The 13,616-nt window shown below is 68.0% G+C and carries 13 protein-coding genes; 6 read left to right on the top strand and 7 right to left on the bottom strand.

The features are described from left to right. The first annotated feature begins 177 nt into the window (after positions 1 to 177). Positions 178 to 642: a DUF2214 family protein gene (locus tag HAV22_RS07830; protein WP_166858252.1), complete on the top strand. Its 465-nt coding sequence runs from the start codon at positions 178 to 180 to the stop codon at positions 640 to 642. Positions 643 to 649: 7 nt separating this feature from the next. Here HAV22_RS07830 and HAV22_RS07825 read toward each other — a convergent pair whose 3' ends face one another. Next, on the bottom strand, positions 650 to 1,021 hold the full coding sequence (locus HAV22_RS07825) for a hypothetical protein (RefSeq protein WP_166858250.1): 372 nt from the start codon (positions 1,019 to 1,021) through the stop codon (positions 650 to 652). 113 nt (positions 1,022 to 1,134) lie between these two features. Continuing rightward, complete coding sequence (locus HAV22_RS07820; protein ID WP_308789207.1) at positions 1,135 to 1,773, bottom strand: DUF6622 family protein; 639 nt, start codon at positions 1,771 to 1,773, stop codon at positions 1,135 to 1,137. Positions 1,774 to 1,913: 140 nt separating this feature from the next. On the opposite strand from HAV22_RS07820, the gene HAV22_RS07815 reads away from it, so the two are divergent. Both HAV22_RS07815 and HAV22_RS07810 read left to right on the top strand, forming a co-directional pair. Then, the gene (locus HAV22_RS07815; RefSeq protein ID WP_166858246.1) at positions 1,914 to 2,768 is read left to right on the top strand and encodes a dioxygenase family protein; all 855 of its coding nucleotides are present in this window, start codon (positions 1,914 to 1,916) and stop codon (positions 2,766 to 2,768) included. A gap of 95 nt (positions 2,769 to 2,863) precedes the next feature. After that, positions 2,864 to 3,370: a TlpA family protein disulfide reductase gene (locus tag HAV22_RS07810; RefSeq protein ID WP_166858244.1), complete on the top strand. Its 507-nt coding sequence runs from the start codon at positions 2,864 to 2,866 to the stop codon at positions 3,368 to 3,370. Between the two features lie 19 nt (positions 3,371 to 3,389). Here HAV22_RS07810 and HAV22_RS07805 read toward each other — a convergent pair whose 3' ends face one another. Continuing rightward, on the bottom strand, positions 3,390 to 4,277 hold the full coding sequence (locus HAV22_RS07805) for an AraC family transcriptional regulator (RefSeq protein WP_166858242.1): 888 nt from the start codon (positions 4,275 to 4,277) through the stop codon (positions 3,390 to 3,392). 100 nt (positions 4,278 to 4,377) lie between these two features. Between HAV22_RS07805 and HAV22_RS07800 the strand changes: the two genes are divergently transcribed. Further along, on the top strand, positions 4,378 to 5,304 hold the full coding sequence (locus HAV22_RS07800) for a DMT family transporter (RefSeq protein WP_166858240.1): 927 nt from the start codon (positions 4,378 to 4,380) through the stop codon (positions 5,302 to 5,304). Here HAV22_RS07800 and HAV22_RS07795 read toward each other — a convergent pair. Next, positions 5,285 to 5,701 carry a secondary thiamine-phosphate synthase enzyme YjbQ gene (locus HAV22_RS07795; RefSeq protein WP_166858239.1) on the bottom strand — a complete coding sequence of 139 codons (417 nt, stop codon included), beginning with the start codon at positions 5,699 to 5,701 and terminating at the stop codon, positions 5,285 to 5,287. The two genes, HAV22_RS07800 and HAV22_RS07795, sit on opposite strands and share 20 nt — an antisense overlap. 40 nt (positions 5,702 to 5,741) lie before the next feature. After that, entirely contained in the window at positions 5,742 to 6,542 is an 801-nt protein-coding gene (locus HAV22_RS07790) for an HDOD domain-containing protein (RefSeq protein ID WP_166858237.1), read from the bottom strand. Positions 6,543 to 6,757: 215 nt separating this feature from the next. Between HAV22_RS07790 and HAV22_RS07785 the strand changes: the two genes are divergently transcribed. Then, positions 6,758 to 7,195, top strand: coding sequence for an FKBP-type peptidyl-prolyl cis-trans isomerase (locus HAV22_RS07785; protein WP_166858235.1), 438 nt, complete (start codon positions 6,758 to 6,760; stop codon positions 7,193 to 7,195). A gap of 174 nt (positions 7,196 to 7,369) precedes the next feature. Here HAV22_RS07785 and HAV22_RS07780 read toward each other — a convergent pair whose 3' ends face one another. Together HAV22_RS07780 and HAV22_RS07775 are read right to left on the bottom strand one after the other, a co-directional pair. Then, a complete protein-coding gene (locus HAV22_RS07780) occupies positions 7,370 to 8,305 on the bottom strand; it encodes an alpha/beta hydrolase (RefSeq protein WP_166858233.1) in 936 nt (311 codons plus the stop codon). Positions 8,306 to 8,326: 21 nt separating this feature from the next. Next, positions 8,327 to 10,954 (bottom strand): glycoside hydrolase family 3 C-terminal domain-containing protein, encoded by a 2,628-nt coding sequence (locus HAV22_RS07775; RefSeq protein ID WP_208296110.1) that lies wholly within the window; start codon positions 10,952 to 10,954, stop codon positions 8,327 to 8,329. 546 nt (positions 10,955 to 11,500) lie between these two features. On the opposite strand from HAV22_RS07775, the gene HAV22_RS07770 reads away from it, so the two are divergent. Then, entirely contained in the window at positions 11,501 to 13,597 is a 2,097-nt protein-coding gene (locus tag HAV22_RS07770; RefSeq protein WP_166858228.1) for a tetratricopeptide repeat-containing diguanylate cyclase, read from the top strand. The last annotated feature ends 19 nt before the right edge of the window (positions 13,598 to 13,616 follow it).

The raw sequence follows: 13,616 nt of genomic DNA, 5'->3' as shown, positions 1-13,616 counted from the left end.
CCGATGCGTATCACCGCGTGGAGTCATTGAGTCCGGGGGACTCAATGACGAGCCGTCCACCCTACGATCTGCAGTCGGGCACTCAGGTACGGGCCTGCGTGGCGAAGACGCGACCCGCCTTGACCGCATGCGGGCAGATGGCTACAGTTGGGCATCCCTTCGTCCAGCGACCTTGCCATGACCGACCTCGTGCTCGCCATCGTCCACCACCTGATCGTGTTCGGCATCGCGTCGGTGCTGGCCGCGGAGCTCGCGCTGATGCGGCCTGCCGCCATGTCGCCGGCCACCGTGCGCCTGCTGGGGCGCTTCGATGCGGCGTATGGCGTGTTGGCGCTGTCCATCCTCGTCGTCGGCTTCCTGCGCGTGAAGTTCGGCGCGAAGGGCGCGGCGTTTTATATGCACAACCCGATGTTCTGGGCCAAGATCGCCGCGTTCGCCGTCGTGGGCCTCGTCTCGATCCGACCGACGTTGCGCATCCTCGCCTGGCAAAAGCTGGCGAAGGCGGATGCGGCGTTCGTGCCGGCGCAGGACGACGTCGGCGCGCTGCGGCGCGCGATGCTGCTGGAGATCCACGTGTTCACGCTGATCCCCATCTTTGCCGCGATGATGGCGCGCGGTGTCGGGTTCGGCCCGTTCCGCTGAGCCGGCGTCACTGGCACTGCTGGCGCATCATGTCCATGTGACGCTGGCGCATCTCGGGCGACATGCCCTGCATCTTGCGGTCCATCATCGCCTGCCGCGCCTGGTCGTTCGGTGCGTTCTGCATGTCGCGGTACATCGCGCACATCGCATCCTTGCTCATCGGCTGGCCCTGCTCGGCGGCGCAGTCCGTCATCATGCCGCAGCCGGCCGCGCTGCCGGTGGTACCGGCGCTCATCGTGCCGCCCGTCGCGGCCGTCGCGCTGTCGGATCCGTCCATGTGATGCCGGTCGTGGTCGCCGGGGCTGGCGCAGCCGGCGAGGGCTGCCACGGCCGCAAGCGCGGCCAATGTGTGAATCGGGTGACTCCGTTTGATCAACATGTTCGCGCTCCTGTCTGAATGTTCGTATTCATGTCGGCAGCATCCGGCCCCTCCGTTCCGGGCCAGAGGTCATTCTCGAACTGCCGGAGGCCGATGTCAAACGAACGCCGTCGTCAGGCAGCAACGGCCGCGCTGCTCCGTGGCAGCGCCGAGCAGGCGACGAGGTCGCGCACCAGCCGGCCGGCGAACCAGCCGTTGAACACACCGAACAGGGCGCACACGGCGCAGGCGAACAGCGCGTCGTGACCCAGCTGCGGCGCGACGGCCAAAGTCACCGACGCGATGTATTTCGTGAAGAACACGGCCATCATCATGACGAGCGGCATGCGGCTGCCGCGCACGCGCACCTGGCCGGGCGCGTTGCCCGGGGCGATGCGCGGCGTGGCGGACCATCCCGCCAGCAGCGCCGTCGCAGTGGCGGCCAGTGCCCACGCGCCCAGCACCCAGCCGCCGAGGCCGAACTTGCCGTTCATGTCCTGCAGCGACAGCACGAGCATCGCGGCCGGGATGATGACCAGGCGCCGGATTTGCATGTCGCGGTCGCGCATCGCGATCGTGCCGCGGTGGACGAGGAAGGCGAGGATCGCCCAGACGTAGAGTGGGGTGTGCGTCAGGATCTGGGTCAGCATGGTCGGCTCCGTAATGGTGAGTGGGTCAAGTGGTGCCACTGTGCCTGCGCCCCCGTGCGCCCGTGCGTGCGTGCGACGAGATGCCCCGTTCGCGGCGCGACATGCACCCGGACGGCGCGACATGCAGCGGTACATGCGTCTTTACAAACCTTTACGGCTGTTGACCGCGTTTAACGTTTGTCCAGCCGACAATGCGTACGGCCCGGCAGTCGCATGCATACAGATAAGCCGGCCGGACTTCGTTTCGTAACCCAGGGGACATCATGGATCATTCTCATTTCAGCCTTGCCGACGACCTCGAGCGCATGCTCGCCACCCAGTCCAGCCGGCGCCAGTCGTTGCGCTGGCTGCTCGCATCGGCGGCGGCCGTGCCGCTCGCGAGCTGCGGCGGTGGCGGCAGCGCGGACGCGGGCACGACGGCATCGGCATCGCCCGCAGCATCCGGCACCACCACGACCGCGACGACGGGCACCTGCGCCGTCATCCCCGAAGAGACGGGCGGGCCGTATCCGGGCGACGGCACCAACAGCAATGGCAACGGTGTCGCGAACGCGCTCGCGCTGACCGGCATCGTGCGCAGCGACATCCGCACGAGCGTGGCGCCCGGCAGCGCGACGGCGGCCGGCATCGTGACGACGTTGAAGCTGCAGATCGTCAACACGGGCGCGAGCTGCGCCAGCGCGGCCGGCACGGCGGTCTACCTGTGGCATTGCGACCGCGACGGGAATTACTCGATGTACGCGAGCGGTCTCACGAACGAGAACTACCTGCGCGGCGTGCAGGAGGCGGACGCGACGGGCACCGTCACCTTCACGACGATCTTCCCCGGCTGCTACTCGGGCCGCATGCCGCACGTCCACTTCGAGGTGTATCCGAGCCTTGCGAAGGCGACGAGCGCCGCGAACCGCGTCAAGACGTCGCAATTCACCTTCCCGCTGGCGACCTTGAACGAGGCCTACGCCACGTCGGCCTACAGCACCAGCTCGCGCAACCTGGCGACGATGAGCTATGCGACCGATAACGTGTTTTCCGATGGCACGTCGCTGCAGATGGCGTCCGTGAGCGGCGATCCCGTCAACGGCTACGTGGTCACGATGACGATCGGCGTGGCGCTGTGACGGTGACGTAGAGCCTGCCGGCCGGCAAGGTTTTGCTGGACGACGGGCATTGGCGCTCGTACACTCGTGTTTCCAAATAGTAAATACGACACGATATGCGCCTCCGCTTCCTGTTCGCACGCACTTGCGCCGCCTTGGTGCTGTCAGTTTCGACGCTCGCCTGGGCCGGCGCGCCCGCGGCCGGCGACACGGCCCCGGACGACCTCGGCATGACGCTCAAGGGCACACCGGTCCACCTGAAGGATTACGCAGGCAAGGCCGTCGTCATCTCGTTCTGGGCCAGCTGGTGCAAGTACTGCCTCAAGGAGCTGCCGATCCTGTACAACGTCCAGAAGGCGGCGAAGGGCAGGCTGCAGGTCGTGGCCATCAACACGGAAGACGAGGAGATATTCGAGAAGCTGTCGCGCGCGATGCGTACGCTCGAGATCGGCATGTCGTACGACCCGGACGAGACGGCGAGCAAGGCGTACGGCGTGCAGGGCATTCCGCACATGGTGGTCATCGGGCGCGACGGCAAGATCGTCGAGGTGTTCCGCGGCTACGGCGAATCGAGCCTGGAGCCGATCGTGGCCGCCATCAACAAGGCCATCGCCGCCGAGTAGGTGCTCGTGGCGGATGCCGCTATGGCGTCACGGCCTGCCGATAACGCCCCGGCGACGTACCCGTGGCTGCGCGGAAGCGATGGCCGAAGTGCGACAGGTCGGCATAGCCGCACAGGTCGGCGACCTGCTGCAAGGGCAGGTCGGTGGTCTTCAGCAGCGTGCGGGCCAGTTCGAGGCGGCGCTGGGCGATCCAGGCCGACGGCGGCATGCCGAACGACAGGCGGAACATGCGCGCCAGGTGGAACTCCGACAGGCAGGCCACCTGCGCCAGTGTGCCGAGCGTGATGGGCTGTGCCAGGTGCGCGTCGATGTACTCGGCCAGGCGGCGCCGCATCAGGGGCGCGAGGCCGCCCTTGAGCCGCAGGGCGCGCCGTGGAACGCTTTGCGAGCGCAGCAGTTCGCTCAGGGTGTCGTGCGTGATCTCGTTGGCGCGCAGCACGTTGTCGGCGCCTTCCCAGGGCGTGGCGACGAGTGACTGGCACAAGCGCAGCAGGGCCGGGTTTTCGAAGTAGGTGCGGTCGGCCAGGGTGATCTCGCGCGGTTCGCGATCCAGTTCCACTACGGCCCGGCGTGTGAAATGCGCCGGCATGAAGTAGACGTGCAGCAGGCGCAAATGGTCGCGCACCACCCATTCCGATTCGTGGTCGTCCGGCAGCGTGCACAGACGCAGCGGCGCGCCGTACTGCCTCGGTGCGCTGCTCCGCTCCGTGCGATAGCCCCCGCCCAGGTAGCAGGAGAGTGTATGGTGGCCGGGCCGGTCGTACACCGTCAACGCTTCGTCGGTCTCGCGCTGCCAGATCGCCGCGGCCATGCCGTCGCCCAGCCACACGAAGCGCTCGAGCCTCGCGTCGGTGCCGCACATCGTGTCGAATACGGCATGTGAGATGGGGGCTGGACGGGCGTGCATGAAAAAAGTCTAGCATGCATCCGCGCCGTGGACCGGCAGGGCATCGGAAATGCGCAATTCCAGACAAGTCCGTGCCGGCGGCGGCGCCGATCATGACGGCATGAATACTGTTCTCTACCTGCTCACCGTCGTGATCTGGGGCACGACATGGATCGCGATTAAGTTCCAGCTCGGCGTCGTCCCGGCCCCCGTGTCGATCGCCTACCGTTTCTGGATCGCCGCCACCGTGCTGTTCCTGTTCTTGCTCGTCGCGCGCCGGCCGGCGTGGCCGCCGCGCCAGGCATGGCGCTACCTCCTTGCGCAAGGCGTCTCGCTGTTTTGCTGCAATTTCCTGTGCTTTTATTACGCCAGCCAGTGGGTGCCCAGCGGCCTCGTGGCTGTCGTGTTTTCGACCGCGCCCATCTGGAACGCGGTCAACCAGCGCCTGTTCATGGGACGGCCGATCCGGCGCCAGGTGCTGGCCGGCTCCCTGCTCGGCCTGTCCGGCATCGCGCTGTTGTTCCTGCCGCAGATGCAGGGCCACTGGAACGACCACGGCATGCTGCTGGGCCTTGGCCTGTCGCTGCTGGGCACCGTGTGCTTTTCGACGGGGAACCTGTTGTCGAGCCGGATGCAGGCGCTGGGCCTGGCGCCGCTGCTGACCAATACGTGGGCCATGCTGATCGGCTCGACCATCGTCGGTGGCGGCGCGTGGTTGCTGGGCATGCCGTTCGAGCTGGATGCCAGCCCGCGCTACCTGGGGGCGTTGTTCTACCTCGCCATCCCCGGTTCCGTGATCGCCTTCACGGCGTATCTGGTGCTGGTCGGACGCATCGGACCGGACCGCGCGGCCTATTCGACCGTGCTGTTTCCTGTCGTGGCGTTGAGCGTGTCGACCGTGCTCGAGGGGTATCACTGGACGTTGCCGGCCATCGGCGGCGTGGCGCTGGTCCTCGGCGGCAATCTGCTGGCTTTCATGAAGCCGGCTGCCGCGGTCAGGCCGGATGCCGGGGTGGTGAACGGACCGGCTAGTCGCCCAGCACCGTGACGACGACGTGGCGCCGGTGCTCGGCCACGCGGTGTTCCCAAAGATAGATGCCTTGCCACGTGCCGAGCATCAGGCGGCCGTCGCCGACGGGCACCGTGACGGAGGTGGCGGTGAGCATCGTGCGCCCGTGCGCCGCCATGTCGTCGGGGCCTTCCGTGTCGTGGCAATAGGCCGGATCGCCGTCCGGCACGAGGCGGCGGATGATCGTTTCGAGGTCGTGACGCACGTCCGGGTCGGCGTTTTCCGTGATGAGCAGCGAACAGCTCGTGTGCTGCACGAACACGTGCGCGACCCCGCAGTGGACGCCCGCGCGCGCGACGGCGTCGGCCACGGCCGCGGTGATGTCGCGGCTGCCGCGTCCGAACGTGTTGAATTCGAGGGTGGTCTGGAAAGGCATGGACGGCTCCTATGCCGTCCATGCTACACGAAGGTGTCGCTCAGGGCGCGGCCGAGAACGCGTCGTGCGACGGGAAGCGCGCCGTCATCCAGTCGCGCGACAGGCGCAGCGTGTCGACGACGTCGGCCGGCAGCGTGTCGAGGATGGCCGGGTCGTCGCTGGGCGTGTCGGCCAGCAGGCTCGCCAGGTGGATGATGCCGCCCAGCTGGCAGAACGGATGCGCGCCCATCGGGTCGGACGAATTCTCCAGCGCGCGAACGATCTTGTCGGGGAAGTTCCAGCGCCGGCCCAGCTCGGCCGTGATGTGGCCTTCGGACAAGCCCAGCAGGCGCTGCTCGCGCTCCCAGCGGCCGCCCGGCAGGTGCGGGAGTTGTTCGATCTCGGCGAACGTCGTCGGCGCCACCTGGTAGATCAGCAGCTCGCCCAGGCGCAGCATCATGCCGGCCAGCCAGGCTTCGCTGCCGTCGATGCCGAGGCCGCCCGCCAGCCATTTGGCGTAGCCCGCGCAGGCCATGCTGCTCTTCCAGAATTCGTCGGCATCGAGGCCGGGCAGGGAAGGGAAGGCGTCGGAGAAGCACGTGGCCAGCGCCAGGGTGCGGATGTGGGCCATCCCGGTGAGGCCGATGGCTTCGTCGAGCGAGCTGACGCCGCGGCGCGCGCCGAAGCGGGCGCTGTTCGCCAGGCGCATCAGCTTGGCCGTCAGCGCCGGGTCGCGCGCGATGATCGCGGCCACCTTCTTGGCGGACGCGTCCTCGTCGTCGAGGGTCGCGATCAGGGCATGGGCCACTTCGGAAATCGTGGGGAGCTTTACGTCGGAAAAGAAGGTCGCGAGGCTGGTCATGATGCGTCTTTCGTTGGTGCACGGTCGGTCCAGTGTAATCCTCACGCAAGTTTCCTGAGTGAACTATTTTTTGATTTCGATGCGGCGTGTTGCGGGCAAGCCTTTTCAGGCCGTCAAGGTTGAAGTTGTAACAAAGAAATACAAATGTAAAGGTGATGCAGGTGCCCACTTCGGGTAAGGTGGCTGGTTCTTAAATCTTACCCATCAGGAATCCCATGAGCGCCAAGCCTTCCGTCGCCGTCGCCATCCTCGCTGCAGTGCTGAGCCTTGCCGGCTGCGGCGGTGGCGGGTCGTCGTCCCCCGCCGTCGTCGTGGCGAACCCGGCCCAGTTCAGCGCGACGGACGTCGTGCTCGGCACCGGTGCCGCGGCGACGGCCGGCAAGACGGCAACCGTCACCTATACGGGCTGGCTGTACAGCGACACGGCGCCCAACCACAAGGGCACGCAGTTCGACAGCGGCACGTTCTCGTTCACGCTCGGGCAGAACCAGGTGGTGCCCGGCTTCGAGCAGGGCGTGCTGGGCATGATGGTGGGCGGCCAGCGCACCGTGCTGATCCCGTCCAGCCTCGGTTATGGCGCGTCCGGTTCGGGCAGCAGGATTCCGCCGAACGCGGGCCTCGTGTTCGACATCGCGCTGACCGCCGTGCAATAAGAGCCTGTCCCGATAGAGGCTTACTGGTAGGGTGGGCATTTGAGGCCCGGGGCCTCAAATGAATCGTGCCCACGCGGACGTTCGCGTCATGCATGCGTTCGCGTGGGCACGGGGTGCCCACCCTACTGGATAGATGCTAGGTCGACAGGGCTGGGCGGCCCCGTCGCGACGACGTCAGTGTGCCGGCTTCAGGTAGCCGTGCATGCCGAGCCAGCGGGCGAACGCGTCGAACCAGCCCGTGCTGGTCGTCGGCTTCTGGTACATGCCGAAGCCATGACCACCCTGTTCGTACAGGTGGAATTCGACGGGACGCCTGGCCGCGCGCCAGCTGTCGACTAGGCCGTAGCCGCCGTTGCCGAACAAGGGGTCGTCCGCCGCCAGCGCGACGAACAGCGGGGGCGCGTCGGCCGGCACCTTCGCGGCGGCCAGCGGCCCGTAGATGTCGCCGATGAACGCGGGCTTCGCGTCCTGGCCGTGCAGCGCCGTCACCATCGTCAGCATCGCGCCCGCGGAAAAGCCCAGCATCCCAATGCGGTCAGGATCGACGTGCCACGCGCGCGAGCGTGCACGCACGAGCGCGAACGCGGCGCGCGCGTCGGCGAGCTGCGGCGCCAGCGCGGCCGGGTCCTGCGATGGCGGCCGCGCGGGCCGTGCCGCGCCCGAGAACATCTGCGCCATCTCTTGCGCGAACGCGTCCATGGCGGGTGGCGTCGGATTCAGTCGGTACTTCAGCACGAACGCGGCGACACCCTTGTCGGCCAGCGCCTTCGCCACGTCCCACCCCTCGTTGTTCATCGACAGCGTCTTGAAGCCGCCGCCCGGCGCGACGATCACGGCGGCGCCCGTCGCCTTCGCGGGGTCGGGCAGGAACGGGGTCAATGTGGCGACCGTGACGTTGCGGGCGAACACGCTGCCGTACTGGCTGTGCCAGCTTTCCTGGGCCGTCGCGCCGGGCAGCGGGCCCGTGCCCAGTACGATGGCGTCCGGCTGCGCTGGTGTCGCGATGGGTGTCATCCTGTCGTTCTGCGCCTGCGCGGGGGCGCCGAATGCGCAGGCGAGTGCGAGCGCCCCCGCGGTCAGGACCTGGCCGATCCGATATGTGTTCTTCATGGTGGCTCCTTGTTGTAATCGTTATTGCGGCAGCGCGACGGCCCGCGTCAGCACGAGCGCGCCGTCCTGCCGCGCGACACCCGTCCCCGGCTGGCCGGAACCGACGGTCAGCGTGTAGCGGCCCGGCGTCAGCTGGCGCACGCCGTCGCGCGTGACGAAGCTGAGATCGCGCGGCGACAAGGTGAAGCGGACCTGGCGCCGCTCGCCCGCCTTCAGCGCGAGCCGCTGGAAGCCGCGCAGCGCCAGCCGCGGCGCGCCGTCGAATGCGGGCGGCGTGAGGTACAGCTGCGCGACCTCGTCGCCGTCGCGCGTGCCCGTGTTCGCGACTTCCGTCGTGACGACGATGCCGTTCTCCGGCGCCCCGCCGACGGGCTCGATGCGCAGCGGCGCGTAGCGGAACGTCGTGTACGAGAGGCCTGCGCCGAACGGGTACACGGGCGTGCCCGTGAAGTAGCGGTACGTGCGGCCCTTCATCGCATAGTCGTCGAACGGCGGCAGGTCCGCGAGGCTGCGATAGAAGGTGAGGGGCAGGCGTCCGCCCGGATCGGCGCGGCCCGCGAGCACGCTCGCCACGGCGAGCCCGCCGGACTGGCCCGGATACCACGCTTCCAGGATCGCGGCCGCATTGTCCTTCGCCCAGGACAGGTCGATGGCGCTGCCGTTCATCAGCACGACGACGAGCGGCTTGCCCAGCGCCTTCGCCCGTTCCAGCAGCGCGCGCTGGTCGGCCGGCAGGTCCAGCGACGTCTTGTCGCCGCCGGAGAAGCCGTCGACCTTGATGGCCATCTCTTCGCCTTCGAGGTCGGACGTGAGGCCCACGACCGCGACGATGACGTCGGCATCGCGCGCACCGGCCGCGAGGTCGGCGTCGGGCGCCGTCGAGATCCGTTTCCAGAACAGGCCCGGCACACCGGAGGACCCCGTCTCGGTCTGGAAGCGCAGTGGATAGCGCTGGCCTTTTTCCAGCCGCACGTCCGTCAGCTTCAGCGGCTCGCCCCATTGCGAATACGCGGTCGACCGCAGCGCGGGCTTGCCGGCGACCGTCAGTTCGCCCTGCACGCCGCTCACGCCGAGGCGGTAGGTGCCCGTCTCCGGCGCGACGAGGAAGCCGGTCCACACGACCTTGTGCTGGTCGGAGACGGCCTTCATCTGCAGCGCGTGCGATTCCAGCCCCGGCTCCACGCGCGTGGCGGCCGGCTTGCCGTCGTACGCGTCGCCGCCGGCGCGGTTGAAGTAGTCTGCGCGCAGGCCCGGCTTGCCGTCCGGCGTGCGCAGCGCGGCCGCCGGCACGGGGTCGCCGTCCGTCATCGAGCTACCGGCCGGCACGACGGTGATGCGCGCCTGCGGCAGCACGCGGCGCAGGCCGTCGACGACGGAGACGGGCGGCGCCGACTGCGTCGACGAATAATTCCCGCGCAGGACGCGCGTCGCGTCGGCCAGCGGTCCGATCACGGCGATCTTCACGCCGGGCTTCAACGGCAAGGTACCGTCGTTCTTCAGCAGCACGAGACTCTTCGTCGCGGCCTGCAGCGCGAGGTCGCGGTGCGCGGGCGTGTCGATGGCGTCGACGGGCACGGCGTTCGGCGCGCGCTGCGCGAGGCCGCCGAGGTCGCCGTTGCGGTAGCGCGCGGAGAACAGGCGCACGAGGGCCTGGTCGATGTCGCCCGTGGAAATCAGGCCGCGCTGCCACGCCTCGCGGTAGCGCGCATCGAGGTTGGGCGTGTCGCCCAGCGTCTTCGTGTTGCACTCGTTGTCGGTGCCGGCCTTCAGCGCGACGGCGACGGCCGCAGCGGGATCGGGCGCGTACTTGTGCTGGTCGGCGATGTCCGTCACGGCGTCGCAGTCCGACACGACATAGCCCTTGAAGCCCCACGCGCCGCGCAGGTGTTCCTTCATGAGCAGGTCGCTGCCGCACGCGGGCTGGCCGTCGATGCGGTTGTACGCGCACATGATGGAGCCGGCCTTCGCGTCGACGATCGCGGCGCGGAACGCGGGCAGGTACGTGTCCTCGAGGTCGTGGCGCGACACGAACACGTCGGCCACGTGGCGTGTCGATTCCGGGCCGCTGTGCACGGCGAAATGCTTCGGCGTGGCGACGACGTCCGGCAGGTCCGGGTTCGGACCCTGGATGCCCTGGATGAAGGCGACGCCCAGCTGCGCCGTCAGGTACGGGTCTTCGCCATACGTCTCCTGGCCACGGCCCCAGCGCGGGTCGCGGAAGATGTTGATGTTCGGCGACCACGTGTCGAGGCCCGTGCCGATCTTGCCCAGGTGGCCCGTGCGGCGCCCGAGCGTGTGCAGTGCGCGCACCTCCGTGCCGATCGCGGACGCCACACTGTGCACGAGCGGCGCGTCGAACGTGGCCGCGAGGCCGATGGGTTCGGGGAAGTTCGTCGTGGGCAGCGGGCCGAGGGCGCCGTGCAGCGACTCGGTCCACCAGTTGTACGCGGGGATGCCGAGGCGCGGCAGCGCGGGCGCCACGTTCAGCAATTGGCCGATCTTTTCGTCGAAGGTCATCCGCGCGACGAGCGCACGGGCGCGTGCATCCGCATCCGCGCGCGCGGCGTCGGTGGATGGCTGGGTCTGTGCGGCGGCCGGCAGTGCCGCCGCGAGCAGGAGGGCGCCGCACACGGCCACGCGCCCGATCACGCTCGATGAGTCTCCTGGTTGACCAATGTGTTTGGTCTTATCTTTTTGCATGGGATCTACCTTGAAAGGTGGATGGCCGATGCCGGCGTCCGAGCCGACGCGGAACGGCATCGGGACGAAGAGTTATGCCATCGGAGAGTCTCCGTGCATGTTGGTGGGGAAGTTGGATGATTGCGATAACATAGTTGCTCGGCCCGCGCATGCCGTTCGCTCGATGCCGCGACCGTGGGTCGATCACGGTGCAGGATGGACGAAACGTGGATGCTGAGCCAAGCGATGGACAATGTAGTGCAGTCATCGATCGGACGCCAATAACTTTTTCTGTCGTATCGATATCGGAATCGGTATGTTCTTTCGACGCGGCAGCGGTAAGGATGTACTGTTACATAACATCCATGTTATGCGATAACATTTTAAACTTGTTGTTGTATTGACACATGAACGTCCGCAGACCTCGTACGTTATTTGAGTTTCCTTGAGGTAATTTTAAGTTGCGTGGATAATGACCGCGATCATGTTGTTTATCCGCCTGTCGGCATTGCGCTCATGTCTCTCCTTTCCCGCCTCCTCTGTTCGCTGTTCGTTGCCGCCACGGTAGCGGCTGCGCACGCCGCTGAGCCGGGCGTGGACGTGAAGGCGGAAGTGAACAGAATATCGAAGCAATCGAGGGAAGCGCCGGTCGAGGCCCTGGCCCAGCTGGAGGCCATACGCAAGCGGTTGGGGGCGGGCGGCTCCTACGAGGAACAGCAAACGCTGTTGCGCGCGGAAGTGCGGCTCAAGGAAGACCTCGGCCGGCTGGAGGAATCGTACGTCCTGGAGCGGACATCGCTGGAACTGGCCCTGGCCCACGGCGACGCCGCGGGCGCGGCGCTGGCCAGGCTGGGCGCCGTCCGCGAAATGGTGGACGCCCATCGCCTGGACGATGCACAGGCATTGCTCGACAAGGTCACGGCGCAGGCGCCCGCGAACGCGAGCGTGGTGTTCAAGGCATCGGTCGAACGGATACGAGGAGGCATCCTGAACCTGCGCGCCCGGTTCGACGAGGCGCTGGCGGCCTATCTGCGCAGCTTGCGGCTGCTGCAGGCCCTGCCCGGCGAAGGCGGCCGCCGCGCCGCGCTGTACGCCCGTATCGCCCAGGTGTACATCAACACGGACAATCCCGCGAAGGCGCTCGACAGCGCCGACCTGGGCCTGGCGGAAGAAACGATGTCGCTGTGGTCGCTCACCTCGTTGCAGTTCACGCGGGGCAGGGCGCTGATCAAGCTGGGGCGCGATCGTGAAGGCATCGACGCGTACGAGAAGGCCCTCGCAACGGCGACGCGCGCCGGGCTGTCGGCGTCGGAAGCGGTAATACGGGGCAATATCGCGGATTACTACCTGATGCATCACGACTACGTGCGCGCCGAACGCGCGGCACGCGAGGCACTGGTCGTTTCCGAGAAGGTCAAGGAACCGAGCGCCGTCATGATGGCGCGCGCCAATCTCGGCTTTGCCTTGATGGGCCAAGGAAAGATCGCGGAGGGGACACCCTACGTAGACGCCGTGATCGCTCATATGCGCAAGGGAAAACTCCTGGCAGATCTCGAGGCATTGCTGGACGAGAAAGGCCGCATGCTGGAGCGGGCGGGGCAGTACCAACGGGCGCTGGCGATCGTGCGCGAGCAGCAGTCGCTGCAACAGCAGAGCGAGCGCAAGGCACGCGACCGTGCCATCGCCGCGCTGCAGGAAGAATTCGACGCCAAGCGGCGCAGCCAGCAGATCGTCCTGCTGGAGCGCGAGAACAAGCTGAAGGATGCGGAGCTGAGCAACCGGCGGACCGTGCAGCTGGCGACCACGTTCGCCGCCATGCTGACCGTGCTGGCGGGCGCCGTCGTGTACGTGATGTACCGGCGCGCCGCGCGCAGCAATGCCCGGCTGACGGAGCTGAACGTGCAGCTCGAATTCCGTTCCACGCATGATGCGCTGACCGGGTTGCACAACCGGCGCTCGCTGACGAGCAGGATGACGGGCCGGGTGGCGGACGGCAGCGCGGACCGCCGCAGCCATGCGGAGGGTGTCGACTGCTTCGTCCTGCTGGACGTCGACCACTTCAAGAGCATCAACGACCGCTGGGGGCATGGCGCGGGCGACGCCGTCCTCGTCGAGGTCGCGCGCCGGCTCGCGGCGGCCGTGCGCGAGTCCGACATGGTCGTGCGCTGGGGCGGCGAGGAATTCATGATCCACGCGCCCGGCATGGCCCCGGATACCGTGGCCGGCATGGCGGGACGCATCCTGGAGACGATCGGCGCGCAGCCCGTCGACGGCGGCAGTTGCGAGATCCCCGTGACCCTCACGGCCGGGATCGTCGCGCTGCCGCCCGCGGCCGATGCCGCGTTCGACTGGCAGTGCGCCGTGCGCCTCGCGGACTGGGCGCTTTACCAGGGCAAGACGCAGGGGCGCAACCAGGCGCGCATCGTCACCCGCCTGCATGCGCCCGCCGCCAGCGTGATGGCGGCGCTCGAAGGCGATGCCGCGCACGCCCGCGCGTTGCTGGCGCTCGACTGCGTGCACGGTCCGCGCCAGGACCCGGCGCGGCCGGCGCCGGCCGTCCCGCGCGATGCCGGCGGCGCGGCGGGCGCGCTGCCCGCGCTGGCGCCCACCTGACCGCCGGCTGCGGCGCCCG

This window comes from Telluria antibiotica, from assembly GCF_011682055.1.
GTDB classification, from domain to species: domain Bacteria; phylum Pseudomonadota; class Gammaproteobacteria; order Burkholderiales; family Burkholderiaceae_D; genus Telluria; species Telluria antibiotica.
This window is presented reverse-complemented; position numbering and strand designations above follow the sequence as displayed.